Origin of the sequence: Serratia sp. T13T92 (assembly GCF_047530105.1) — a bacterium.
GTDB classification, from domain to species: Bacteria; Pseudomonadota; Gammaproteobacteria; order Enterobacterales; family Enterobacteriaceae; genus Chania; species Chania fonticola.
In genome coordinates, this window is record NZ_JBLJAK010000018.1 from 1 (window position 1) to 25,248 (window position 25,248).

At 54.7% G+C, this 25,248-nt stretch carries 24 protein-coding genes; 16 read left to right on the plus strand and 8 right to left on the minus strand.

Annotated elements, in window-relative coordinates; translation table 11 throughout:
* Window positions 1–161: 161 nt before the first annotated feature.
* On the minus strand, window positions 162–1,112 hold the full coding sequence (gene tal / locus ACMV5I_RS16900) for a transaldolase (RefSeq protein ID WP_414824883.1): 951 nt from the start codon (window positions 1,110–1,112) through the stop codon (window positions 162–164).
* A gap of 181 nt (window positions 1,113–1,293) precedes the next feature.
* Window positions 1,294–1,752 carry a ribose 5-phosphate isomerase B gene (gene rpiB / locus ACMV5I_RS16905; RefSeq protein ID WP_024484504.1) on the minus strand — a complete coding sequence of 153 codons (459 nt, stop codon included), beginning with the start codon at window positions 1,750–1,752 and terminating at the stop codon, window positions 1,294–1,296.
* Window positions 1,753–2,072: 320 nt separating this feature from the next.
* Between rpiB and ACMV5I_RS16910 the strand changes: the two genes are divergently transcribed.
* From ACMV5I_RS16910 to maeB, 9 genes are all read left to right on the plus strand, one after another.
* Window positions 2,073–3,185 carry an MDR/zinc-dependent alcohol dehydrogenase-like family protein gene (locus ACMV5I_RS16910; protein WP_024484503.1) on the plus strand — a complete coding sequence of 371 codons (1,113 nt, stop codon included), beginning with the start codon at window positions 2,073–2,075 and terminating at the stop codon, window positions 3,183–3,185.
* Window positions 3,186–3,251: 66 nt separating this feature from the next.
* Window positions 3,252–4,511: an MFS transporter gene (locus tag ACMV5I_RS16915; protein ID WP_414824884.1), complete on the plus strand. Its 1,260-nt coding sequence runs from the start codon at window positions 3,252–3,254 to the stop codon at window positions 4,509–4,511.
* A gap of 23 nt (window positions 4,512–4,534) precedes the next feature.
* Window positions 4,535–5,293, plus strand: coding sequence for an SDR family oxidoreductase (locus tag ACMV5I_RS16920; RefSeq protein ID WP_202727534.1), 759 nt, complete (start codon window positions 4,535–4,537; stop codon window positions 5,291–5,293).
* 29 nt (window positions 5,294–5,322) lie between these two features.
* Complete coding sequence (locus tag ACMV5I_RS16925) at window positions 5,323–6,324, plus strand: dihydroxyacetone kinase subunit DhaK (protein WP_121609017.1); 1,002 nt, start codon at window positions 5,323–5,325, stop codon at window positions 6,322–6,324.
* 3 nt (window positions 6,325–6,327) lie between these two features.
* The gene (dhaL, locus tag ACMV5I_RS16930; protein ID WP_121607486.1) at window positions 6,328–6,984 is read left to right on the plus strand and encodes a dihydroxyacetone kinase subunit DhaL; all 657 of its coding nucleotides are present in this window, start codon (window positions 6,328–6,330) and stop codon (window positions 6,982–6,984) included.
* Between the two features lie 99 nt (window positions 6,985–7,083).
* Entirely contained in the window at window positions 7,084–8,046 is a 963-nt protein-coding gene (locus tag ACMV5I_RS16935) for a sugar-binding transcriptional regulator (protein WP_046807976.1), read from the plus strand.
* 278 nt (window positions 8,047–8,324) lie between these two features.
* Window positions 8,325–8,651, plus strand: a complete 327-nt coding sequence (locus ACMV5I_RS16940) for a phage holin, lambda family (protein ID WP_202671316.1) — start codon at window positions 8,325–8,327, stop codon at window positions 8,649–8,651.
* Entirely contained in the window at window positions 8,641–9,042 is a 402-nt protein-coding gene (locus tag ACMV5I_RS16945; protein ID WP_202671317.1) for a M15 family metallopeptidase, read from the plus strand. The genes ACMV5I_RS16940 and ACMV5I_RS16945 overlap by 11 nt, the downstream gene beginning before the upstream one ends.
* A 190-nt stretch (window positions 9,043–9,232) precedes the next feature.
* On the plus strand, window positions 9,233–11,512 hold the full coding sequence (gene maeB / locus ACMV5I_RS16950; RefSeq protein ID WP_202727532.1) for an NADP-dependent oxaloacetate-decarboxylating malate dehydrogenase: 2,280 nt from the start codon (window positions 9,233–9,235) through the stop codon (window positions 11,510–11,512).
* A gap of 45 nt (window positions 11,513–11,557) precedes the next feature.
* On the opposite strand, the gene mmuM is transcribed toward maeB, so the two are convergent.
* Together mmuM and mmuP are read right to left on the minus strand one after the other, a co-directional pair.
* The gene (gene mmuM / locus ACMV5I_RS16955) at window positions 11,558–12,496 is read right to left on the minus strand and encodes a homocysteine S-methyltransferase (protein WP_414824885.1); all 939 of its coding nucleotides are present in this window, start codon (window positions 12,494–12,496) and stop codon (window positions 11,558–11,560) included.
* Entirely contained in the window at window positions 12,486–13,895 is a 1,410-nt protein-coding gene (gene mmuP / locus ACMV5I_RS16960; protein WP_021807081.1) for an S-methylmethionine permease, read from the minus strand. The genes mmuM and mmuP overlap by 11 nt, the downstream gene beginning before the upstream one ends.
* 181 nt (window positions 13,896–14,076) lie before the next feature.
* On the opposite strand from mmuP, the gene ACMV5I_RS16965 reads away from it, so the two are divergent.
* The 4 genes from ACMV5I_RS16965 (at window position 14,077) to ACMV5I_RS16980 (ending at window position 20,416) form a co-directional block, all read left to right on the plus strand.
* Window positions 14,077–14,916 (plus strand): ChaN family lipoprotein, encoded by an 840-nt coding sequence (locus ACMV5I_RS16965; RefSeq protein WP_414824886.1) that lies wholly within the window; start codon window positions 14,077–14,079, stop codon window positions 14,914–14,916.
* 102 nt (window positions 14,917–15,018) lie between these two features.
* A complete protein-coding gene (locus ACMV5I_RS16970) occupies window positions 15,019–15,819 on the plus strand; it encodes a TonB family protein (RefSeq protein ID WP_414824887.1) in 801 nt (266 codons plus the stop codon).
* A 154-nt stretch (window positions 15,820–15,973) separates the two neighbouring features.
* Window positions 15,974–18,046: a S9 family peptidase gene (locus ACMV5I_RS16975; protein WP_414824942.1), complete on the plus strand. Its 2,073-nt coding sequence runs from the start codon at window positions 15,974–15,976 to the stop codon at window positions 18,044–18,046.
* A 129-nt stretch (window positions 18,047–18,175) separates the two neighbouring features.
* Complete coding sequence (locus ACMV5I_RS16980) at window positions 18,176–20,416, plus strand: TonB-dependent receptor domain-containing protein (RefSeq protein ID WP_024484493.1); 2,241 nt, start codon at window positions 18,176–18,178, stop codon at window positions 20,414–20,416.
* Between the two features lie 24 nt (window positions 20,417–20,440).
* Here ACMV5I_RS16980 and ACMV5I_RS16985 read toward each other — a convergent pair whose 3' ends face one another.
* The 3 genes from ACMV5I_RS16985 to amiA form a co-directional block, all read right to left on the minus strand.
* The gene (locus ACMV5I_RS16985) at window positions 20,441–20,896 is read right to left on the minus strand and encodes a YaiI/YqxD family protein (RefSeq protein WP_024527105.1); all 456 of its coding nucleotides are present in this window, start codon (window positions 20,894–20,896) and stop codon (window positions 20,441–20,443) included.
* Window positions 20,896–21,816, minus strand: a complete 921-nt coding sequence (hemF, locus tag ACMV5I_RS16990; RefSeq protein ID WP_414824888.1) for an oxygen-dependent coproporphyrinogen oxidase — start codon at window positions 21,814–21,816, stop codon at window positions 20,896–20,898. The genes ACMV5I_RS16985 and hemF overlap by 1 nt, the downstream gene beginning before the upstream one ends.
* Before the next feature lie 68 nt (window positions 21,817–21,884).
* Window positions 21,885–22,766 (minus strand): N-acetylmuramoyl-L-alanine amidase AmiA, encoded by an 882-nt coding sequence (gene amiA, locus ACMV5I_RS16995; protein ID WP_368439608.1) that lies wholly within the window; start codon window positions 22,764–22,766, stop codon window positions 21,885–21,887.
* Between the two features lie 183 nt (window positions 22,767–22,949).
* Between amiA and ACMV5I_RS17000 the strand changes: the two genes are divergently transcribed.
* The gene (locus ACMV5I_RS17000) at window positions 22,950–23,375 is read left to right on the plus strand and encodes a GNAT family acetyltransferase (protein WP_021807072.1); all 426 of its coding nucleotides are present in this window, start codon (window positions 22,950–22,952) and stop codon (window positions 23,373–23,375) included.
* Window positions 23,376–23,413: 38 nt separating this feature from the next.
* Here the strand turns inward: ACMV5I_RS17000 and ACMV5I_RS17005 are convergent, their stop codons facing one another.
* Entirely contained in the window at window positions 23,414–23,812 is a 399-nt protein-coding gene (locus ACMV5I_RS17005; protein WP_024484489.1) for a YgiW/YdeI family stress tolerance OB fold protein, read from the minus strand.
* A gap of 158 nt (window positions 23,813–23,970) precedes the next feature.
* On the opposite strand from ACMV5I_RS17005, the gene ACMV5I_RS17010 reads away from it, so the two are divergent.
* The gene (locus tag ACMV5I_RS17010; RefSeq protein WP_202811235.1) at window positions 23,971–24,435 is read left to right on the plus strand and encodes a DUF2919 domain-containing protein; all 465 of its coding nucleotides are present in this window, start codon (window positions 23,971–23,973) and stop codon (window positions 24,433–24,435) included.
* A gap of 120 nt (window positions 24,436–24,555) precedes the next feature.
* Entirely contained in the window at window positions 24,556–25,140 is a 585-nt protein-coding gene (locus tag ACMV5I_RS17015) for an RpoE-regulated lipoprotein (RefSeq protein ID WP_414824889.1), read from the plus strand.
* Window positions 25,141–25,248 lie beyond the last annotated feature (108 nt).

A 25,248-nucleotide genomic window follows, 5' to 3' on the forward strand; every position in this document is an offset into this window, starting at 1 on the left:
AATCTCTCCCACGGGCTCATAGGCACTAGGGTTAGGGGGAGCTCACCGGCTATCTCCCGATGATCAGTCGGGGATCTTCTCCGCTAAGGCGGAGAAGATCAAGACATAAGGGTTAGGGTGAGGGGCAATTGCTTTGCCGATCTCACTTTTCTATCATCGTCTTACAGCTGTGCGATCAGCATATCTTCCAGCTTCTGCTGGTCGACGGCGAACAGGCGAATGCCTTCGGCCAACTTCTCAACCGCCATGGCATCCTGGTTATGCAACCAGCGGAACTCGGCCTCGGCCAGTGGCGCAGGCTGATAAAATCCTTCGGTAGACGGCATCAGTTTACGTTCGATAGGCTGATTGCTCTGCTTCAATTCTTCCAGCAGGTTTGGCGCAATGGTCAAACGGTCACAACCCGCCAATGCCAGGATCTGCTCAACCTTACGGAAGCTGGCGCCCATGATCACGGTCTGATAGCGGTGCTGTTTGTAGTATTCATAAATGGTGCGGACGGACTTCACGCCCGGATCCTGCTCGGCATCGTAATCGGTCATTGGCTGTCTGGCCTGATACCAATCGTAGATACGGCCAACAAACGGCGAAATCAGATAGACACCGGCTTCGGCGCAGGCACGGGCCTGAGCAAAGGAGAACAGCAGCGTCAGGTTGGTGTTGATGCCTTCTTTTTCCAGCTCTTCGGCAGCTTTAATCCCTTCCCAGGTGGCTGCCAGCTTGATCAGAATGCGGGATTTATCGATGCCCTGGTTTTGATACATGCCGATCAGCTTGCGTGCTTTGGCCACGCACATACCGCGATCGAAGGATAGACGGGCATCCACCTCGGTGGAGATACGGCCCGGCACGCTTTTTAGAATTTCTACCCCGATATTCACCGCCAGTCTGTCACTAGCGTTAATCAGCTGGGTTTCTTTGCTGCCGCCTTGCTGGCGGGCGTACTCCAGCGCTTCGGTGATCAGCGACTTATACTGCGGCAGCACCGCGGCCTTGAGGATCAACGAAGGGTTGGTAGTGGCATCCTGCGGCTCGAACTGGCGGATGGATTCGATATCACCGCTGTCGGCAACGACCACGGTCAGCTGTTTGAGTGCGTCTAACTGGTTCATTTATAAGCTCCTTGCCCAAAGTCATAACAGTAAATGAGAACGTATTTCATTATGGTTAACACCATGCATCATATGGCTGATGAATGAAATGCGCTTTTTCTGATTGTTGCGATGGATAGAAACAATGGGGGCAGAAATACCACTTGGGTCCCCCAAGCCGTGACCCTCTGTCGACGTTGGTTCAGCGTTGGCCAACGACCTGTTCGTAATAGCCGATCCTTGCCACCTTAGGCGCCGATCCCCCTCCTTCAAATTCAGAGCTCAACCAGGCTTCGACGATCGATTTTGCCAGTTCCGGGCCAATGACGCGTGCGCCAAGCGTGATGATTTGTGCATCGTTGCTTTTACGTGCGCGCTGTGCCGAATAGGTGTCATGGCACTGTGCCGCGCGGATCCCCGGAACCTTGTTGGCCACAATGCTCATGCCAATACCGGTGCCACACAGCAAAATGCCGCGTTGGTGTTTCCCATCCTTAATGCCCTGCGCCACCTGAAAGGCGATATCGGGATAGCCGATGGGGGCCGTATCGCTTCCCGGTGAGTAGTCGGTAACCGGAATATCTCGCTGTTGCAGAAACGCAACGATCACATTCTTCAGTTCAATGGCGGCATCATCGGCGCCAATCGCAATAGGCTGCATAACACATCTCCTGCTGGTCAAGGGTAAGGCTGACGATCCCCGGTGGCGCGTCATGGCTATTACCTTAACCATGATTTATCAAATGTTCAATTGATGTTCATTTGTTTTTGTTTTTGTTAGGGGGTTATGTCCACTAAAAGTGATTAACATCACGAATAAATCGGCTCAAAGGTCTTTCATATGACTTAAAGAGGGCTTTTTGAGCAGGATCACAATTTCAAAGGTTGGTGGTGGGCAAACATGTTGAGAGTATGTAGTGTTTATTTGTTCTTTGCGTGTACTTATGATCATAAAAATAAACCCTACCCGAGGATAGAACTATGTGTCAGAACTGCGTAACAGCGGCAAACATGGCCGAAGGCATTCCTGAAACCATGAAAGCGGTGGTGGCCTATGCCCCGAAGGACTATCGCTTAGAGCAAGTGGCGGTACCGAAAATTGGCCCGCAAGAGATCCTGGTGAAAGTTGAAGCCTGCGGCATCTGCGCCGGTGACGTTAAAGCGTTTGAAGGGGCCGCCAGCTTTTGGGGGGATGAAAAACAGCCGGCTTACATCAAAGCGCCGATGATCCCCGGCCACGAATTTATCGGCCACGTGGTGGGATATGGTGAAGGCGTTGAGGGATTTAAGCTGGGCGATCGGGTGATCTCTGAGCAGATTGTCCCCTGCTGGCAATGCCGCTTCTGTAACCGTGGCCAGTATTGGATGTGTGAGAAACACGACCTGTACGGCTTCCAGAAAAACGTTAATGGCGGCATGGCTGAATACATGAAGTTCACCAAAGAGGCCATTAACTATCACGTCCCTGCGGATATGCCGATCGAGGACGCCATTCTGATCGAACCCTATGCCTGCTCTTTCCATGCGGTACAGCGCGCCAACATCAAACTGGGTGACGTGGTGGTGCTGGCGGGGGCCGGAACGCTGGGTTTGGGGATGATCGGGGCGATTAAAAAATCCGGCCCATCGAAGCTGGTGGTGCTCGATCTGTCTGACGATCGCTTGGCGTTGGCGAAAGAATTTGGTGCTGACGTCGTGCTGAACCCACTGCGCGATGATGTGATGGCGATCGTTAAAGACATGACCGAAGGCTACGGCTGCGATATCTACATTGAAGCCACCGGCGCGCAGCAATCTGTCGAACAGGGGCTGATGCTGATCCGCAAATTGGGCACCTTTGTCGAGTTCTCGGTGTTTAAAGATCCGGTGACCGTCGATTGGAGCATTATCAGCGATCGTAAGGAGCTGGACGTGCTGGGATCGCACCTCGGCCCTTACTGTTATCCGTTGGTAATTGAAGGGATCCGTAATGGCGATCTGCCCACCAAAGGTGTCGTCACCCAAACGTTGCCGCTGGAGCAGTTTGCTGAAGGCTTCGCCATGATGAAACGGGGCGTCGGCTCAATCAAAGTGGTGCTCAACCCGAATCTGTAATGCCTGCATCATTCTTCGGGTGCGGGCTAGCCTGCACCTCCACAATTCAATGTGCTGGGGTGTTTTATGCTGAATGGACTGATTCATCGCATTGGTCTGTCACCAAAATTAATGCTCGGTTATGCCGGTGTGTTGGTCTTTATGATGGGGGAAGGGCTGGAACAAGGCTGGCTTTCACCCTATCTGATCGGCAAAGGCTTAACCATTCAAGAATCTGCGCTGCTGTTTAGCGTTTACGGTTTTGCTGCGGCAATCTCCGCCTGGTTTTCTGGCGTTTTGGTGGAAATCTTTACCGCTCGCCGCGTCATGCTGGCTGGGTTGTTGCTGTTCTTGCTGGGCTCGGTGTGTTTTCTGGTGTGGGGATTACCCAGTAATAACCTGTCGGTGATGATACCGACCTATGCGCTGCGCGGGCTGGGCTATCCCCTGTTTGCCTATGGTTTTCTGGTGTGGGTCGCCTATGAGGCTCCGCCGGAAAGGCTGGGTTCCGCCGTGGGGATTTTCTGGTTTGTCTACAGCGGTGGGTTGAGCGTGCTGGGCGTGCTCTACTCCAGCATCATGCTGCCGTACCTGGGGGAAATTCACACCTTATGGAGCGCATTAATCTTTGTGGTACTCGGGGCGATGATCGCACTGATGCTTAACCGCACCCCTGGCCATAGTGACGTGGGGGACAGGCAAAAAGCCTCTCTCAGCTATGTGCTAAAGGGGATCACCATTGCGTTTGAGAACCCGAAAATCGGCCTGGGTGGCATTGTCCGCACCATCAATACCTCTGCGGCGTACGGCTTCGTGGTGTTTATGCCGATGTACATGATGGATATCGGGTTTAGCCGCACTGACTGGCTACAGATGTATGCGGCACTGTGGACGGTGAACATTATCTTCAACCTGATCTTTGGGGTGATCAGCGACGGCTTGGGCTGGCGTAACGTCGTTATGTGGTTCGGTTGCGTCGGCTGCGCCATCACCACGCTGATGTTCTATTACGTGCCTTATTTCCTCGGCCCCAATTATCTGCTGACCGTCGTGGCCGCCGGGCTATTCGGTGCTTGCCTGGCTGCCTTCGTGCCTCTTTCGGCCATTATGCCAACGCTGGCCCCGGAGAATAAAGGTGCCGCCATGTCGATCCTCAATCTCGGCGCGGGGTTGAGCACTTTCGTTGGCCCGGCAGTGGTAGGGTTGTTTATCGGCAGCTTGGGGAGCAGCGGGGTGATTTGGATTTTCACCGGCCTGTATTTGTTCAGCGGCGTCTTGATGAAATATGTCACCTTGCCTAAAGCCGTGCCTGCCGCCGTGGAAGAAAATCATCACAGCTTGGCGTAACTAACCGTTTGAGGGAGTTTTCTATGATTACTGGTCAAAGCAAGGGAGTCTTGCAAGGGAAAGTGGCGTTGATCACCGGTGGCGCGGCGGGAATAGGTCTGGCTATTGCCAAATGCTATCTGCAAAACGGCGCGCAGGTTGTGCTGTTGGATCGCGCTGCACAGGTGGTGCAGATTGCCCAACAGCTGGATGAGCAGCTGGCGTTGGGCATCGTGATGGACGTCACCGACAAAGCCTCGGTAGAACAGGCGGTTGCGCAGGCCAATGCCCATTTCGGGCGGCTGGATGTGCTGGTCAATAGCGCTGGGATTGTCGTGCTGTATCCGGCGGAAGAACTGCCCGAAGACGCTTGGGATAGCACCATGGCGGTGAACCTGAAAGGGGTGTTCCTTACCAGTCAGGCCGTGGGCCACTATTTTATTCGTCAGGGCAGTGGCAGCATTATCAACCTGGCCTCGCAGGCCGGTGTAGTCGCCTTGCCCAATCATCTGGCTTACTGCGCCAGCAAGGCCGGCGTGATTGGCTTGACCCAGGTTTTGGCACTGGAGTGGGGGCCGCACAACGTGCGGGTAAACGCCATTTCACCCACGGTGGTGCTGACCGAGTTGGGGCGCAAAGCATGGTCAGGCGAGGTAGCGGAACAAATGAAGCAGAAAATTCCCCTGAGGCGCTTTGCCGAACCCGAGGATATTGCCGCCAGCGCGCTGTTCCTGGCGAGCGATGCGGCCAGCATGATCACCGGCAGCAATCTGGTGGTTGACGGCGGTTACACCATTCAATAACTCGATACTCAGGCAAAAGAGAGGCCATGATGAACAGAATCATTAACGATCCCGATCACGTCGTGGAAGATGCCATTCAGGGCTATCTGAAGGCTCATCCAGAATATTTCACCGCGACCGATAATGCACGAGTCCTCAAATACCCTGCTGCACCGATCCAAGGCAAGGTGGGTATTGTTACCGGTGGGGGCTCGGGGCATGAGCCAGCGTTTCTGGGCTATGTTGGCAAGAACATGCTCGATGCTGTGGCCATCGGTGAGATTTTCTCTTCGCCAACGGCGGGGGCATTTCTGGATGCGTTCAAGGCCGCGGACAGCGGGGCGGGAGTCGCCTGCCTGTATGGCAACTATGCTGGCGATAATATGAACGTCAAAATGGCGATGAAGAAGGCCAGTGCCGCCGGTATCACGGTAAAAACTGTGGTGGCAAATGATGATGTTGCCTCTGCGCCCGCCAGTGAAATTGAAAAGCGCCGTGGCGTCGCCGGTGAAATTCTGATGTGGAAAGTCGGAGCCGCTGCTGCAGCGTTAGGTTACGATCTTGACGGAGTGATCGCTGCTGCGCAAAAGGCGATTGGCCATTGCCGCTCGATCGGCGTCGGGCTCAGCTCTTGCACCATCCCTGCGGTAGGTAAGCCCAACTTCCATATAGCCGATGGCCAAATGGAGATCGGGATTGGCCATCACGGTGAGCCTGGGATTGAGGTATCACCGATCCAGTCGGCGTCCGCGATGGCTGGCACCATGCTCGACTTTGTGCTCAATGATATGCCGTTGAACAAGGGGCAGGAAGTCGCCTTGTTGATTTCCGGGTTGGGGGCCACGCCGGTGATGGAGCTCTACATCTATTATGCCGAGATTGAAAAGCGGCTGACGGAGCGTGGCATCAAGGTTCACCGTCGCTACGTGGGTAACTATTTTACTTCACTGGAAATGATGGGGGTGACGCTAACCGTGATGAAGCTCGACGACCAATTGAAAACGTTGCTCGATATGCCCGCTCATTCATTGGGCCTAACTCAGGTGGAGTGAATCATGACCACACAAATTTCGACGCAGTATGGCAACGAGATCGTCACGGCGCTGATTGGCGTGATTGTCAGCAATCGTGAGTATCTCAGTGAAATAGATGGCGCGATTGGCGACGGCGATCACGGCATTAATATGTCAAAAGGCTTCACCTTATGTGGTGAGGCCATCAAGGGCCAAAATCTGTCGTTGGCACAGGCTTTCGAAGCGGTAGCGGACGCGCTGATGGAAGGGATTGGTGGCTCGATGGGGCCGCTGTATGGCAGCCTGTTCATGGGCATGGCCGACAGCGTGCGCGATAAAATGGCGCTGGATAAACAGGTATTTCTGGCCATGTTGTGCAATGGGCTCACTGAACTGCAGGACATCAGCAGTGCTGGCGTCGGCGACAAGTGCCTGATGGATACGTTGATCCCTGCGATAGAAGGGTATGAGCAGGCGGTTCGGCGCGGCGATAGCTTCAGTGGTGCGCTGGAGCAGTTGAAACAAGCTGCCGTGGCCGGGCGTGATTCAACCCGCGATCTGGTTGCCAAGATTGGCCGTGCGAGCCGGTTGGGGGAACGTTCGCGCGGCGTGCTGGATGCCGGTGCGGTATCCTGTTGCCTACTTTTATGCCAACTGGCCGATGCGGTAGAACAACGCTTGAATACCGTTGCCGCCTGAACAGGTTATACTAGCGAGCAATGCGATAAGCTGGGTTCGGCATGCTGAACCCATCTTCTATTGAAAAAGACCAATCTGCCGTGGGGAAACGTGTAACGGATGGAAAAAAAAACAGGATCCCAGGATAACGAACTGCTGACTGAAATTGCCGTGGCTTATTATCAGGACGAAATCACTCAGGAGGAGATTGCAAAAAAGTTCGGTATTTCGCGGATTAAGGTCGGGCGTTTACTCAAGCGGGCCAAAGAAGAAGGCATTGTTGAGATCACCGTCCGCTATCATCCGGTATTCAGTACCCGGCTGGAGCAGCAAATGCTGGAGCGTTTCTCCCTCAGCCGTGCATTAATCGCGCTGGATCATCAGGATGAGGAAGAACAACGGCGTCAGGTAGCAGCATTGGTTTCCGGTTATCTGGCCATGACCCTGAAAGATGATATGGTGCTGGCGGTTGGCCAAGGGCGTAACGTGGCCGCGATTGCCGACCATGTGGGCAGCGTGGCACCAAAAAGCTGTAAATTTATCTGTGGCATTGGGGGAACGCATCGCCCTGGTGACGCTATAAATGCTGATCACATCAGCCGCCGGCTGGCGAAGAAGTTTGGTGGTAGCAGCGAGACGCTGTATGCCCCGGCATATGTCGAAAACCGGGCGCTGAAAGAGGCGTTTATGCAAAACGGTACCATCAAGGAAACCCTGGATCGGGCGCGCAAGGCCGATGTGGCTCTGGTGGGGATCGGTGATATGAACGAAAACAGCTACATGGTAAAGCTTGGCTGGTTTACTCCTCACGAGATCATTGATGCCAGTCTGAATCAGGGAGTGATCGGTGATATCGCCGGTTATGACTTTTTCAACGCGCAGGGGATGCATGTGGATACGGTGATGAATGATCGCGTCATTGGTCTGAGCATTGATGAGCTGCGGAAAATCCCTTGTGTGATTGCCATTGCCTCTGAGAATACCAAAGCGTTGGCTATTCTGGGCGCGCTGCGTACCGGGGCGATCGATATTATCGCGACCAGCGCCCTCAACATCCGCACCATTCTTAATATGTCACAGTAATCGCTGTGGCAAAAAAGGGTTTAACTGCGTCAGGTTAAACCCTTTGCGATTTCCCCTTCTGGTAAAGCTCACCTCCGGCCCTTGTCCGGTGAGCGCTCTAACAACGCAAAGCAAACGACAGCGCTGAGGTTGTCGGTATAATTATCCTCCTGAATTGTCCAATTATTAAAGAGCGATAGCATTTGATGTTATTCCAGTCATTCGGTTGAATAGTTCGCGTCGCCTAATTGTATTGAGCGTTTAAAAGTTAATGCGGCTAATAATAACCAGGAGGAGCCATGTCCAGCTTTGAGCCAGACGCCGTTGACGCAATCATTCAGCGAGTCTGTGAATATCTGCAACCGGTCTTTAATGCCCTTTTAGCGGGCTCTATGGCGTTATTGAAAGGCGCCTATCTGAATATGCCATCACGCCGCCGGTTATTAAACGCCGGTATTTGTGCCCTGTTGGCATTAACCATTCGGGATCTGTTATCGCTGATGGGTCTGGAGTTGGCATGGGCTAATACCATCAGCGTATTAATTGGTTTTCTCGGCGCGGATTATCTTGGCGATTTAATTAAACGATTTATTGGCAAAAAAACAGGATTTAACAATGATAAGTGAAAACACGGAGATTAAATTCAACGCGCGCAGCGAGAAAAACCTGCTCGGGGTGCACCCCGATTTGGTGCGGGTGATGCGTTTGGCGCTGCGCTATTCGCTGGTGCCGTACACCGTCACAGAAGGATTGCGTTCCATGGCCCGCCAACGGGATTTGCTGCGTGAGGGAAAAAGCCAAACGCTTAGAAGCCGCCATCTTACCGGGCATGCGGTTGACGTAGTAGCTATGCCTTCAGGGGCGGTGTCTTGGGAATGGGATTACTATGCCCAGATCGCATCGGCGGTGCGGCGTGCCGGGTTAGAGTGCGGTGTTGATGTCGAGTGGGGCGGGGGATGGAAAACGCTGAAAGATGGGCCACATTTCCAATTACCGTTCAAAGATTATCCGGCTTGAGCGGTCAACGGCGACTCCTGAGGTGATCAAAACTGCTGCTTTTCTGTTCGCTTAACTTCCTTTTAACTTTTATTTACAAGTTTCGCCCAAGGTTATGGCACGCTTCAAAGTTTGTGACGATTCTCTCACTATACTAGTTCAGCGATAAAGCCTTACCTCAACATAAAAGAAGAAAGCAAAGGAACCCATAATGGACGAACAGCTCAAACAGAGTGCCCTTGATTTCCATCAGTTTCCGGTCCCAGGGAAGATCCAGGTATCGCCGACTAAACCGCTAGCGACGCAGCGCGATCTGGCCTTGGCCTATTCGCCGGGCGTGGCTGCTCCCTGTCTGGAAATTGCCGCCGATCCGCTGGCCGCTTATAAATATACCGCCAAGGGTAACCTGGTGGCGGTGATCTCCAACGGCACCGCGGTGCTGGGGTTGGGGAATATCGGTGCGCTGGCCGGTAAACCGGTCATGGAAGGTAAAGGGGTTCTGTTTAAGAAGTTTTCCGGTATTGACGTGTTCGATATCGAAGTCGATGAACTCGATCCTGACAAGCTGATTGACGTGATCGCCGCGCTGGAACCGACCTTCGGCGGCATTAACCTGGAAGATATCAAAGCGCCCGAGTGCTTCTATATTGAGAAGAAGCTGCGTGAGCGCATGAAGATCCCGGTGTTCCATGACGATCAGCACGGCACGGCGATTATTACCACCGCTGCGGTGCTCAACGGCCTGCGGGTGGTGAAGAAAAACATCTCCGACGTACGCCTGGTGGTATCGGGAGCCGGTGCGGCCTCCATTGCCTGTTTGAACCTGCTGGTCGCGTTGGGTCTGAGCAAGCAGAACATCACCGTTTGCGACTCCAAAGGCGTGATCTATCAGGGCCGTGACGCCAAGATGGAAGAAACCAAGGCGGCGTATGCTATTGCGGATAATGGCCAGCGTACGCTGGGGGATGCCATTCCCAATGCCGATATTTTCCTGGGTTGCTCCGGCCCTGGCGTGCTGACGCAGGAGATGGTGAAAACCATGGCCAGAGATCCGTTGATCATGGCGCTGGCTAACCCGGAACCGGAAATTCTGCCGCCGTTGGCGAAAGCGGTGCGCCCAGATGCGATCATCTGTACCGGCCGTTCTGATTATCCCAACCAGGTAAACAACGTACTGTGTTTCCCGTTCATATTCCGTGGCGCGCTGGATGTGGGGGCCACCACCATCAACGAAGAGATGAAGCTGGCCTGCGTGCACGCCATTGCCGATCTGGCGCTGGCAGAGCAGAGCGACGTGGTGGCTTCGGCGTATGGCGATCAGGATCTCTCCTTTGGTCCGGAATACATCATTCCCAAACCGTTCGACCCGCGCCTGATTGTCAAAATCGCCCCGGCGGTAGCCAAGGCAGCCATGGATTCCGGCGTGGCGATGCGCCCGATCGAAGACTTTGATGCCTACGTGGAGAAGCTGACCGAGTTCGTCTACAAAACCAACCTGTTTATGAAGCCGATCTTCTCCCAGGCGAAGAAAGAAGTGAAACGCGTGGTAATGGCCGAGGGTGAAGAAGAGCGCGTACTGCATGCCACCCAAGAGCTGGTATCGCAGGGGCTGGCCTACCCAATCCTGGTGGGCCGCCCAAGCGTGATTGAAATGCGCCTGAAGAAACTAGGCCTGCAGCTGACGCCGGGCAAAGACTTTGAAGTGGTGAATAACGAGTCCGATCCGCGTTTCAATGAATACTGGGGTGAGTATTACCAGATCATGAAGCGCCGTGGCGTCTCCCAGGAGCAGGCTCGCCGTGCGGTGATCGGTAACCCAACGCTGATTGCTGCCATCATGCTGCACCGTGGGGAGGCCGACGCCATGATCTGTGGCACCATCGGCAGCTACCACGAGCATTATGACGTAGTGGAAAAGGTGTTCGGGTTCCGTGAAGGGGTACATGTGGCAGGGGCGATGAACGCCTTACTGCTGCCGAGCGGTAACACCTTTATCGCCGATACCTACGTCAACGATGACCCAACGCCGGAACAGCTGGCGGAAATCACCCTGATGGCGGCAGACACGGTACGGCGCTTCGGGATTGAGCCGAAGGTAGCACTGTTGTCCCACTCCAGCTTTGGTTCCTCCAACTGCCCGTCGGCGAGCAAAATGCGTAAAACGCTGGAGCTGGTCAATCAGATGGCACCGGGATTGGAGATCGACGGTGAGATGCACGGGGACGCCGCGCTGGTGGAAAGTATCCGCCACGATTTGATGCCAGACAGCCCGCTGAAAGGTGCGGCCAACATCCTGATCATGCCAAGTATGGAAGCGGCGCGGATCAGCTACAACCTGCTGCGTGTCTCCTCTTCCGAAGGGGTGACGGTAGGGCCGGTATTGATGGGCGTGTCCAAGCCGGTACATATCCTGACGCCGATCGCCTCGGTGCGCCGTATCGTCAACATGGTGGCATTGGCAGTCGTAGAAGCACAAACCCAACCGCTGTAATAGCGTGAAAGTGACCCCCTGCGGCTTCGGCCACAGGGGTTTTTTTTATGCGTGGCAGCGTTCGGCAATCGCCTGAATGTCGGCAGGTGTGGTTCGGCAGCAGCCACCAATCAAGCGGGCACCGGCATGCTGCCAATCGGCCAACTGATTGATCAGATGCTGCTGGTGGTTACCACAGCTGTGCCAGGTTTTACTCACCGCGTCGTAATGTTCGCCAGAGTTAGGGTAAACCAGTAACGGTTTATCGCTCAGCGCGGCAAGCTGCTGCAACGCCGGAGTGACGTTTTCCAACGCGATACAATTGACGCCAACTGCCAGCACCTGCGGGTTATCGTTAAGCTCAGCCATGACGACGGCCAGCGGCGTGCCATCGCTGAGATGCTGGCTATCGCGCAGAGTGAAAGAGAACCACCCACCCAGCGCTGGGAACTCCTCCAGCAGCGCCAGCAGAGCCTGTAGTTCGGCGAAAGAAGGCAGCGTTTCACATGCCAGCAGATCCACTCCGGCGTTGGCCAGAGCCGTGATACGCGGACGATGGAATGCGATCATCTCTGCTTGCGGCAGATGGTAGTCGCCACGGTATTCAGAGCCGTCCGCCAGGTAGGCACCATAAGGGCCGACTGAACCGGCGACCAGCAAAGGTAATCGCTGTGGGCGCTGGGCCAGATAATCGGCGCGCGCCTGCTGTGCCAGGTGGACGCTCTGGGCGATCAGTGCCAACGATTGCGGCTCATCCAGGCCCCGGCGTAAAAAACCTTGGGGCGTGGCCTGATAGCTGGCGGTAATGGCGCACTGTGCTCCTGCCTTGAAGTAGTCCAGGTGCACCTGATAAATCAGCTCCGGGTTTTCAATCAGCACTTTTGCCGACCACAGCGGATCGGTGAGATCGCAACCTCGGGCCTCCAGTTCGGTGGCCATTGCCCCGTCCAAAATCAACGTGCGGTTATCGGCCAGCAAGGCGGCCAGAGGGTTGTTAACCGACATGTTCTTCTCCGGTGTTCAGTAGGTTTTTCTGCCCGGAACGCCGGGTCAGGTAATAGGCCAGATAGCAGATCGCCACAAACGGCAGGCCGCAATACAGCGCCACGCGTTGCTCTGGGTCGAATGCCAGGCCGATACAGGCCAATAAACACAGCGCAAAGCCGACAATAGGCGTCAGCGGATAGCCTGGTGCACGGTATTTCAGCCCTTCAATCGGTTGACCGCTGCGCAGATAACGGCGGCGAAAAACGTAGTGGGCGGCACAGATGCTCAGCCAGACGGCAACGACCGCAAAGCCGGAAATGGCAGACAGTGCCACAAACACCGTATCGGGAGCGATCACGCTGGTCAACAGGGCCAGCACGCCGCCGAGCATGCTGAACGTTAACGCATTCATCGGGATCCCGCGCGCATTCACCCGTGAAAAATAGGCAGGCAGGGTGCGCTGATTAGCCAGCGACCACAGCATGCGCCCTGAAGCATACAGCCCGGAGTTGGCGGCCGAGAGAATGGCGGTCAGGATCACGAAGTTAAAAATATCGGCGGCATAAGGCACCCCAATGCGCTCAAAGACCAGGACAAACGGGCTTTTCACGATCCCCGCCTGCTCCATAGGGATCAGCGCTGCCAGAATAAATACCGTACCGATAAAGAACACCATCAGGCGGATCACCGTAGTGCGTATGGCCCAGGGCACCACTTTTTCCGGATTTTCGGTTTCGCCCGCCGCAATGCCGATCAGCTCAGTACCGGAGAAGGCGAAATTGACCGCTACCATGGTCATCAGGATCGGTAACGTTCCATTGGGCAGCCAACCCGATGAGGTCAGGTTACTCAGGAAGGGCGCTGGCGTGCCGTCTTTCATCGGGATCAGGCCAAACATGGCTGCACCACCCAGCACGATAAACGCCAGAATGGTGATCACCTTGATCAGTGAGAACCAGAATTCACTTTCGGCGAAGAAGCGGGTGGTAATGACATTGAGCAGAAAAATGGCCAGACAGAAAATCAGGCACCACAACCAGACCGGTGATTGTGGAAACCAGTATTGCATACAGAAACCGGCGGCTGTCAGGCTCGAACCCAACGCGACGGTCCAGGTCAGCCAGTACAGCCAGGCAACGGTATAGCCGGTAGCCGGGCCAAGATAGCGTGCCGCATAGACGTGAAATGCGCCGGTTTCCGGCATGGCGACGGCAAGTTCCCCTAGACACAGCATGACCAGATAGACCACGACAGCGCCAATCAAATAGGCCAGCAGGGTGCCTAGAGCACCGGTCGTGGAGATGATATAGCCGGTGTTGAAAAACAGACCGGTACCGATCACGCCGCCCAGCGACAGCATCACCAAATGCCGGGCTTTCATGGTGCGTTTGAATTGCCCTTCAGCGGCAGGTTGCATAACTCTATCCATATAGACGTCTAAATGGCTATCAGTTATACCCGTTCCCTTACGCGAAATCAACGTAACTCAAAATACGGTAACGAAAAAACGGCTGTCAGCCACCAGGTGCTGCCAATTCCTATATGCAAATGATAATTATTATCTATAATGTCGCCACTTTTGTGTAAGGAAAGACGTCATGAAATTTTTGATAGTGTTTGCAACGCTGGTGCTTACAGCCTGTAGCCAAGGGCCTGTGTCCTCACCGAAAAGCGACATCACCACGCTAGGCAAGATTGTTGATTTGCGCAGTGGCGAGACATTGACGCCGCAGCAGTTACTGACGCGCCTGGCAGATCAGCCACGGGTGATCGTGGGTGAAAAGCACGACAATCCTTATCACCACCAGATCGAACTGTGGCTGGTAGAGCAATTACCCAAGCTAAGACCGCAGGGCAGCGTGCTGATGGAGATGATCACACCCAGCCAGCAAGGCAAAGTGGATGAAGTAAAGCAGTGGCTGCAAACCGATCCGACGGTACGAGATAGCCGCGTAGCTGAACTGACCGCCTGGCAAGCCAGTTGGAAGTGGTCACTGTATGGCGACGTGGTAATGGCGGCGATGCGTGCACCTTATCCTCTGTTATCCGCCAACCTCGATCGCAGCGAAATCATGGCGTTTTATCAGCGGCCCGAATTCCCCAAAGGCCAGCTCTCCGTGCGGCCAGAAGTCCAGCAGGCGCTCGCCGCCACCATCCGTGATTCCCATGACGGCAAAATTGATGCGGTGCAGCTGCATGCCATGCTCGCCATTCAGCAGCAGCGCGATCGCCGTATGGCCGAAAGTTTACTGGCTGCCCCCACCCCGGCACTGCTGATGGTGGGTGGTTATCACGCCTCCAGAACGGTCGGTGTGCCGTTGCATATCCAGGATCTGCAGCCCGGTGCCAAATTTACGGTGTTGATGCTGGCAGAGCAGGGCGTGGCCATCGATCGGCCTATGGCGGATTACCTGTGGGTCACGCCAACCGCAAAATGATTACGTCAGGATAGCGAAAAGATCTGTCATTAACATTTACAAATGATTATCATTAGCAAATGTGATCTGCAATCATTCGCAATTAGGTAATCTACTATCCCTATGTTTAGTCAGCCTTATGGCCCTCAGGCGGCAACTCTGCCGCAGCCGCGCTGGGGGCGTGGTTTACTGTATGCGCTAGGCGTTCATCTGGCGCTGGTATTGCTGTTTTACTGGCCACAAACCTCGCTGCCGCCGGTGCTGATGCCACCACCGGCGATTATGCTAAGTTGGGCGGCGCAGATCGAAGCGCCAAGCCAGCCTAAGCCGTTGCCGCTGGGGTTGCAGCAACAGGCGGATAGTTCGGCGGCACAGCCTGTGCAACAGCAGAGGGAGCCTGAGATGCCCGAACTGGCACGTGCCGAAGCGGCAAAAATTGTGGTGGCCGAGCGCAGTAAAAATGCGCATAAGCAGCAGCGTAAAGCGCTGCCAAAGCCGCCAACTCCGATGGAGAAAGAGCAAGACGCCACGCATTCCGCAGCAGCCAGCACGGCGGCACCCAAGGCGCAAAACCTGGCACAGCGCGTGGCGGCACCGTTAAACAGCGATTCTACCGCGCAGGCACAGGCCAAGCTTTCCTGGGAGAGTCAGGTCAAAGGGATGCTCAACCGGGTGAAGCGCTATCCGGCAGATGCCAAACGGCGTCAGCGTTCGGGGGCACCGGTGGTGAGTTTTGTGGTGGATGCTCAGGGGCGAGTGGCCGATGTCGTACTGAAAACGCCTTCAGCTACCGCGTCGTTGGATCGTGAAGCGCTGGCGGTGATATTGCGTGCACAGCCGTTACCTTCGCCACCGGCGGAGATGCTGCGCCAAGGCAAGATTGCCGTGACCATGGCAGTGGATTTTAACCTGGCGCTGTTGTAAGCCAGCCATAAAGTATTTACCCATCAGGCTTTATCTCTTGTTGTGCGCAACAGGAGAGGGGTTTGCTACGCTCAAATTATCGTGAGGGGTTATGACATTACCTGTTCAATCGGCTCGCTGCCGCAGGCCTTTGGTGACTTATCTACTGATTTCCATGGGGTTATTAAGCTTTATCACCAAGGCGGCCGTGCAACCGCCCCAGGCTGAAATTATTCCGCATAAATTAACCGCCCAGGGCGAAACACGAATCGATAATTATTATTGGCTGCGTGATGATGAGCGCCAGAATAAACAGGTGTTGGCTTATCTGACGGCGGAAAACCGTTATACCGAACAGGTGATGCAGCCACACCAGACGCTGCGCGATCGGTTGTATCACGAGATGCTGGGCCGCATGAGCCCGGAAGATCGCTCGGTTCCCTACCAGCTCAATGGCTACCGCTATCAGGAAAGCATTGATGCGGGTAAGGAGTTTGCCGTCTACCAGCGGCAGGCCGTGGCGGATAGCTCCGCCTGGCAGACGTTGCTGGATGCCAATCAGCGCGCCCAGGGCCAAGATTATTACCGCGTAGGGGGAATGGCGGTCAGTGAAGATAACCGCCGCCTGGCCGTGGCGGAGGATACTCAAGGGCGCAGGCAATACCGCATTTCCCTGCGCGATCTGGCTAGCGGCGCTTGGGCCAAAGAGGTGATTGAAAACACCTCGGGCAATATGGTGTGGGCTAACGATGGCAACAGCCTGTTCTATGTGCGTAATCATCCCCAAACGCTGTCACCCTATCAGGTCTACCGTCATCAATTTGGTACGCCGGTTACTGCCGATAAGCTGGTGTATCAGGAAAACGATGGGGCATTTTACCTGAGCCTGGGGCGCTCCTCTTCGCGGGATTACGTGATTGTCACCATCAGCGGGAATACCACTTCCGAAGTGCGCCTGATCGACGCCAACCAGCCGCAAACTCCGGTACAACTTTTTGCCCCGCGTCAGGTCGGGCGCGAATATTACCTCGACCATTATCGCGGTGAGTTTTATCTACGTTCCAATCATCAAAGCCTGCATTTCGGTTTGTACCAGACCGCATCCGCGAGCCAGCCATGGCGGCCCCTGATCGCTCCACAGGAAAACAGTGAGTTGGAAAGCTTTGCCCTGTTTCGTGACTGGCTGGTGGTGAAAGAGCGCAGCGAAGGTCTGGTGCATCTGCGGCAGATTGCCTGGCAAGGGGGCGAGCAACGCAGCATTCCGTTTGATGATGCCAGCTATATGGCCTGGCTGGGCTACAACCCGGACCCGGAAAGTGACCGCCTGCGCTATGGCTATTCGGCCATGACCACGCCAACCAGCACCTATGAATGGGATCTCAACAGCGGCAAACGCGAGTTACTGAAACGGCAGGAGGTGAAGGGCGTAGAACCAGGCCTGTATCACAGTGAGCGCTTGTGGATCACCGCCCGCGACGGAGTAAAGGTGCCGGTCTCGCTGGTATACAACAGCGCCAAATTCAAACCTGGCAAAAGTCCGTTGGTGGTATACGGCTACGGCGCCTATGGCATGAGCATGGATCCTGCATTCAGCGCCAACCGCATTAGCCTGTTGGATCGCGGTTTCGTCTATGCGCTGATCCACGTACGCGGCGGCGGTGAGCTTGGGCAAGACTGGTATCAGCAGGGCAAACTGGCGAACAAGCCAAACACCTTCAACGACTTTATCGATGCCACTCAGGCGCTGATCGATAAGGGATACGGGCAGCCGGGGCGCGTTTACGCGATGGGAGGCAGTGCCGGAGGCTTGCTGGTAGGGGCGGTGATCAATCAGGCTCCCCAACTGTATAACGCGGTGGTGGCGCAGGTGCCTTTTGTCGATGTGCTGACTACGATGTTGGATGACAGCATTCCATTGACCGTTGGCGAATACGAGGAGTGGGGCAACCCCAATCAGCCGCAGCCCTATGCGCTGATCAAGTCCTACAGTCCGTACGATAATGTGCGCGCGCAGCACTACCCGAATCTGTTGGTCACCAGCGGACTTTATGATTCACAGGTACAGTATTGGGAACCCGCCAAATGGGTGGCGAAACTGCGCCAATTCCAGCAGGGGGATGCAGTGTTATTACTGTCCACGGATATGTCGGCGGGCCACGGGGGGAAATCGGGCCGCTTGAGTCGGTTGGAAAATAGCGCGCTGGAATACAGCTTTATTTTAGCAATGGACGAAAAAACACAAAAATAAGGATCTTGGCCGCGCAGCTTAATGGCTGCGCGGCAGATAATAACCATAATTAATTTCCGCCTACCTGGCGGTATTTTCTGCTGAGCATTGATCACTCACTGATTTTGATAGCAATACTTTAGGGGATATATGAAATTTAAACTGCTTATTGGTGCGGTTGGCACCGGTATGGTTTTGGCTGGCCCGCTGTTGGCCGCAGAAAATAAAGGCCAGGCGGTATTCAGCCCGCTGAACGTTTCGGCGGCGGCTAATAACAGCGAACAGGAGGCATTGGAAAAGCCAGGGGCATTCAGTTCGCGCGACGAAAATAAAAATCTACAGTCGATAGATAATATCCTGCGCAGCATGCCCGGCACCTTTACTCAAATCGATCCCAGCCAGGGGGCGGTCAGCGTCAATATCCGTGGGATGAGCGGTTTTGGCCGGGTAAATACCATGGTTGATGGCATTACCCAGAGCTATTTTGGCACCTCGACCTCTGGCGTGATGTCCCATGGTTCCACCAACAATCAATCCGGCGTGTTGATCGACCCGAATTTTATTGTTGGGGTCGATGTGGCACGTGGTGAGAACAGCGGTGCATCTGGGGTGAACGCATTGGCGGGCAGCGCCAACTTCCGCACTATCGGCGTGGATGATGTGGTGTTTGCCGATAATCCGTTTGGCGTGCGCACCAAGTTCTCCGTGGGCAGTAACGGTATTGGCCGCAGCGGTATGATCGCCGTTGGGGCCAAAGGGGCGGCGTTCACCGATACCGGCAGTTTGGGCGTGATGGCGGCCATTAGCGGCAGCTCCATTTATTCCAACTTCAACAACGGCGACGGCGTGAGCAGTGAAGATTTTGGTTACGACGAGTTTATGAAGCAAAACCCCAAATCGCAGCTGTTCAAGGTGGATATCAAGCCCAACGAATATCACAGCATTGAATTATCTGCCCGTACTTACCAGAATAAATTCTCGCGCCGCGATATCGACAGCAACGATTTTTATCTCAAATATCACTACGCGCCATTTTCTGAGCTGGTGGATCTGAATATGACCGCCAGCCACAGCAAGGGTAATCAGAAGTATGACAGCGATTCACTGTTCACTTTCTTTAATACCAATGCGGAAAACCGCTCCGACGCGCTGGATATCAATAATACCAGCCGCTTTAGCCTGTGGCAGACCGACGTAGCATTCACCTACGGCGGTAAACTGATGCGCAACCAGTACGACAAGCACGTTGAATCGCAGATTGAGGATCCGCAGACGGCGCATGAGGCGATCGAGAACAACACCTTTGCTCCGTCGGGCGACCAGCGTATCGCCAGCCTGTACACCGGCTTGCAGCTCAACCGTGATATCTACCAGCTCGATCTCAATCTCAATTATGCCAACAACAAGCTCACCGGCTTTAAACCGGCCTGTGATTTGCGGGTGGAGTGTTTTCCGCAGGGCAGTGCCAATATCGATCTGAAGGAGCACGGATTTAACCCGTCGGTGATGCTGTCTGCACAGGTCACGCCTTGGCTGCAACCTTTTGCCAGCTACAGTAAATCGATGCGCGCTCCTAATATTCAGGAAGTGTTCTTCTCTAATTCCGGCGGCGCTTCGATGAACCCGTTCCTGAAAGGCGAACGTTCAGAAACCTGGCAAGCGGGCTTTAACCTCAGCGGCAACGATCTGCTGTTCAAGCAGGACACCCTGCGCTTTAAGGCGGTGGTTTACACCAGTAAAATCAAAAACTATATCTTTAGCGAGTCTTACATGGTGTGCCGCAATGGCCGCAAGTGTAGTTTGGGTGAGAACTTGCAGAATGACTGGAGCGATGCCAGCGAAGAGTTCTCGGATAATATGTATATCTACGTCAACTCCCTGACGCCGGTACGTACCCACGGGGTGGAGCTGGAAGCTAACTATGATGCTGGCCGCGGTTTTGCCCGTGCCTCATTTAGCAAACAGCATACTGACCAACCTACCTCTATCGCCAGTAGCTACTTTGGCGCGGGGGATATCAATGAACTGCCGGACATGTACTTCACGCTGGATAGCGGGTTACGTTTCTTTGACGAAGCGCTGACCGTGGGTAGCATCATCAAATATACCGGCAAGGCTCGCCGCCTTTCTCCTGACTTTGAAATGAGTGAGGAAAACGGGATGTTGATGAAACAGGAGATGCCAAATATTCCCACCGTTATCGATCTGTACAGCACCTATCAGATCAACCGTAATGTTTTGCTGAAATTCAGCGTGCAAAACGTGATGGACAAAAGCTATTCCGACGCGCTTAACAAGCTGAATATGCTGCCGATCCAAGGGGATGAGGCAACCGCGGCCAACACCGCCCGCGGGCGGACTTATCTGTTTGGTGGCGAGGTGCGCTTCTAAGCTGATGGAGGGGGGCCTCCGGTGCTAATTGGCCCGTTTCGCCTGCTGCAGCCACTTGTCCAACTCATTGGCAAACTGCTGGCGATCGCGCTGGTTGAGAGTGTTCGGCCCCCCGGTCTGGATCCCGCTGGAGCGCAGGGTATCCATAAAATCACGCATGTTCAGGCGTTCACGAATGGTGTCGGGCGTATAACGCTCACCGCGTGGATTCAGGGCGATAGCGCCTTTTTCTATCACTTCGGCGGCCAGCGGGATATCCGCGGTGATCACCAGATCGCCTTTTTCACAGCGGCGCACGATTTCGTTATCCGCCACGTCAAATCCTGCAGCAACCTGCAAGGTGCGGATAAATTTCGAAGGGGGCGTGCGCAAAGGCTGATTAGCCACCAGGGTGACAGGCATTGCCGCACGGTCTGCGGCACGGAACAGCACTTCTTTGATCACGTTTGGACAGGCGTCAGCATCGACCCAAATCTGCATTATTGTTGCTCCTGTAGCCAGTCGCGTACTGGCAGAAAGTCACGGTATAGCGCGGCTTCCGGGCTGTCGGTTGCGGGCTGGAAGTTATATTCCCAACGCACCAAAGGCGGCATCGACATCAGGATCGATTCGGTGCGGCCCCCGGTTTGCAGGCCGAACAGCGTACCGCGATCCCACACCAGATTAAACTCGACATAGCGGCCACGGCGATACAGCTGAAACTGGCGTTGGTGGTCGCCCCAAGGCAGTGCTTTACGTCTTTCCACGATCGGCAGATAGGCCTCCAGGAAGCCTTCACCTACCGCCTGGGTAAACGCGAAGCAGCTTTCGAAATCCGGGGCATTCAGATCGTCAAAGAACAGGCCGCCGATACCGCGGGCTTCGTTACGGTGTTTGATAAAGAAATAGTCATCGCACCACTTTTTGTATTTCGGGTACACGTCGTCGCCGAAGGGGGCGCAGAGTTGAAGCGCTGTACGGTGCCAGTGAACGGCGTCCTCGGTAAAGCCATAGAACGGCGTTAGGTCAAAACCGCCGCCAAACCACCAAACCGGCTCTTCGCCCGGTTTTTCCGCGATAAAGAAGCGCACGTTGGCATGGCTGGTGGGAATATAGGGGCTAAGCGGATGGATCACCAGTGATACGCCCATCGCCTGAAAGCTGCGCCCGGCCAGTTCTGGACGATGCGCAGTAGCAGAGGCGGGCAGCGTGGCCCCCGAAACGTGGGAGAAATTTACCCCGGCCTGTTCGAATACCGCACCGTTGGTCAGCACCCGGCTGCGGCCACCGCCGCCTTCTTCACGCGTCCAGCGATCTTCCTTAAAATCGGCGCCGCCATCGGCCTGGGCCAACTGCTCACAAATCTTGTCTTGCAACGCCAGCAGGAAGGATTTTACTGCGGCAATGGTGGGTAAACTCATACGGGTTTTTCGCAATGGGTAACTGAACAGGGCGGCAAGTATACCTTCTCGCCCCGTATTTTGCAGGTCTAGCGCGGCTTACGTTGGTGAACGTCGTAATAGTGGAAGAAATTGATCACACCGTCTGCGATGGCACGGGCAATTTTTTCGCGAAAGGCGGTGGTACCTAACAGGCGCTCCTCACCGGGGTTGGTGATAAACGAGGTTTCTACCAGCACCGAAGGAATAGAAGGGGACTTTAATACGGCAAACGCCGCCTGTTCGGTGCTTTCGCTATGCAGGTGGTGAACCGGGCGGATCTGGCCCAGCACGTGGCGGCCCAGGGTCAGGCTGTTGTTGATGGTGTCGGTTTGCACCAGATCGAATAACACCTGCTGTAGATAGTTGTCCTGTTCTTTGTATTTGCCCCCCGCGACGTCATCGGCGGCGTTTTCCTTATTGGAGAGATAGCGTGCCATCGCACTACTGGCTCCGCGGTTGGAAAGGGCAAACACCGAAGCACCGGCGGCATCCGGGCTGGTAAATCCATCGGCATGGATCGAGATAAACAGATCGGCCTGGTGCTGGTGGGCGATCTCCACGCGCTGGAACAGCGGGATAAACTCATCCTCCTCCCGGGTCAGGCGGGCTTCAACGTGCTCGTGCTCATGCAAAAAACGCCGCACATGGTTGGCAATTTCCAGCACCACGTGTTTTTCCTGTGAACCTTCATGGCCCACGGCACCGGAGTCGATACCGCCGTGGCCGGGATCGATCATCACCACTCTTTTGCTCCCCGTGGCTTTGGGGAGCGGTTTGCTGTGCGGTTTTGGTTGCAGCATATTGGCCTGGGTGGCTGAGGTTTTTCCCCCGAGCAGGGCCAGAGCCAGGCCGGAGAGCAGCAGTTGGCGGCGGGTCGATGAAGCGGTGAGAGGGCTGAAATTGAGGTAGGTTTTGCTCTGTTTTTTCATCACGCGCGGCTCCAACTCGATCAATCTATTTCGCGACGTTATAGCGTATTGATCCCCATTAATCGACTTGATAACTATTGCCATTTATTACCTGGCAAAACGCTGCAGCTTGAAAGACTGTGGGTATCAGTTAATAATTACGCAATAATCAGAAAAAAGTTCAATTAACAGTAGCGAGCAACGATGGAAATTCGCGTATTTCGGCAAGACGACTTTGAAGAAGTCATCACCCTGTGGGAGCGTTGCGACCTGTTACGGCCATGGAACGATCCCGAGATGGATATTGAACGCAAACTGAACCACGATCCGGATCTGTTTTTGGTAGCGGAAGTGGGCGGTGAGGTGGTTGGCTCGGTGATGGGCGGTTACGACGGCCACCGTGGCTCGGCGTATTACCTGGGCGTTCACCCAGACTATCGCGGGCGCGGCATTGCCAATGCGTTGATTAGTCGGCTGGAGAAAAAGCTGATTGCGCGCGGCTGTCCGAAAATTCAGCTGATGGTGCGTGAAGACAACGACACCGTGATCGAAATGTATGAAAAGCTCGGCTACGAAATTCAGGCGATCACCAGTCTGGGGAAACGCCTGATCGAAGATCAAGAGTATTGATCGTCAGGGCGGTGGTTGCCACCGCCCCAAGCCCTGGTTTAAGGCAGTTTTTTGATGTTTTTCACATCGACTTCCACGTTGCTCCAGTCTTTATCCACTTTCCCTTCCAACTGAACCTTGTCTTTTGGGGTGATGGTCTGGCCGTTCCAGCGCTTTCTGTCGATCTCTACCGTCAGCGTGCCGGTGGCGTCGCGGAAGGTGTAGGTGTCATCACCCACGCGCTGTTCGATATTGCCCTGCAACATCACCCAGGTATCATCGCTCAACGATTTGACCTTATCTACCGTGGTCAGCGCGGCGCTAGGGCCGGAGAAGCCACCTTGCGGGCTGGTTTGCGTTTGAGCCGGTGTCGCGTTGGGGTCGAGGAACCCGCCCTGTTGAGCTAGAACCGGTGCGCTGCATAATGCGATGAGTGTAATTAAAGCGATCTTTTTCATCTGGATCTTCCTTATCAGTGGTCTGAATGATTTCCCGTTAGCGGGACATAACCTGATTAAACCATAAGGATCTTAAGAGCTTCTTAAGCTGAAGATTGAAAATGGTGGCCACCGTCGCCATTTGCAAGGGTAATCATAACATCGGCAAGGAAAAGTATTTGAAGGCGTCAACACACCGGTTTTCACCGGACGATTACGATCAGCACGGTATGTTACGGTTGCCGCTGTGGTTTTGGGGCGTACTAATCTTACAGGCTCGTACTTGGCTACTGTTTGTGATGGCGGGTACCTCACGCGATCAGGGTGCTGGCTTGTTACAGCTGTTCTATCCAGATACTCAGCGCTTTTGGTACGGTATTGCGCTTGGGCTGCCTGCGGCGCTGGCCTTCTTGATTGCTGGCCGCCGCCAGCATTGGCCACGTCTGTGGTGTAGTTGGCGTTGGGTACTGATAGTTTCGCTGGCGGCAGCGCTGCTCGGCTCGCTTTACAGCCTTTGGCAGCAAGACAGCAATGAACCTCCGTTGGATCTCCTGCTGGCGCTGTTGGATGTGCTGGCGATGGGATATCTTTTAATGAATAGGCGCTTGAAAGCCTGTTTTATCCCGCAGGATGAGGCGGGTTAATTGTTAAAAATTGCGGCACTTTTCCCAATTTACGCACTCCAACCTGGCAATTGATGGCGCAGCCACAGTGGTTATGAGAGGCTGCATATCGCCGATGTCTTTGATGTTAAGGAGCTATGAATGAATATTCGCCCACTGTTGTTAGGGCTACCGCTGTTGTTGACCGGCTGTTCGACCATGTCAAACTTCTCCTGGTCCAGCCTGTCGCCGTTCAACTGGTTTGGCGGCAGCGTGGAGGTTAGCGCTAAAGGCGTCGGTGATGTGGGGGCCGGTACCCCCATGACGGAGGCGGCGATTGGCAAGGGGCTGAATAACAATTACCGCATACGTGGCGGGATGGCGACCAATCAAGGGCAGATCGTTTCCTACTTCCAGGCATTGGACGGCGATGACGTGAAGCTGGTGATCACCGGGGAACCTAAAGGCCACGTGCAGCGCGTTGACGTGATGGACGCCAAGATCGCCACCGAATGGGGCAGCAAGCTGGGTACGCCGTTTAGCGAACTGTTCAGCAAGGCCTATGGTGCTTGTAAACCGGCCGAAGGTGAGGATGTTGGCAAGGTCGAGTGCGTGGCGCAGCAAAGCCGCAATGTCAGCTATATCTTCAGTGGCAAATGGGCTGGCCCACAGGATCTGATCCCACCGGACGATACTCTGCAGAGCTGGACGGTGAGCAAGATCATCTGGCATGCCAAAGCACAATAATTCTCGTTACGGGCGCACCTTGCGGTGTGCCTGCCTCGTTTGGCGTTAAATCCCTATTTTCTTTGCGTTCGGGCAAGGCAATCAGCCTGCTGTGCGTTATGATATTGC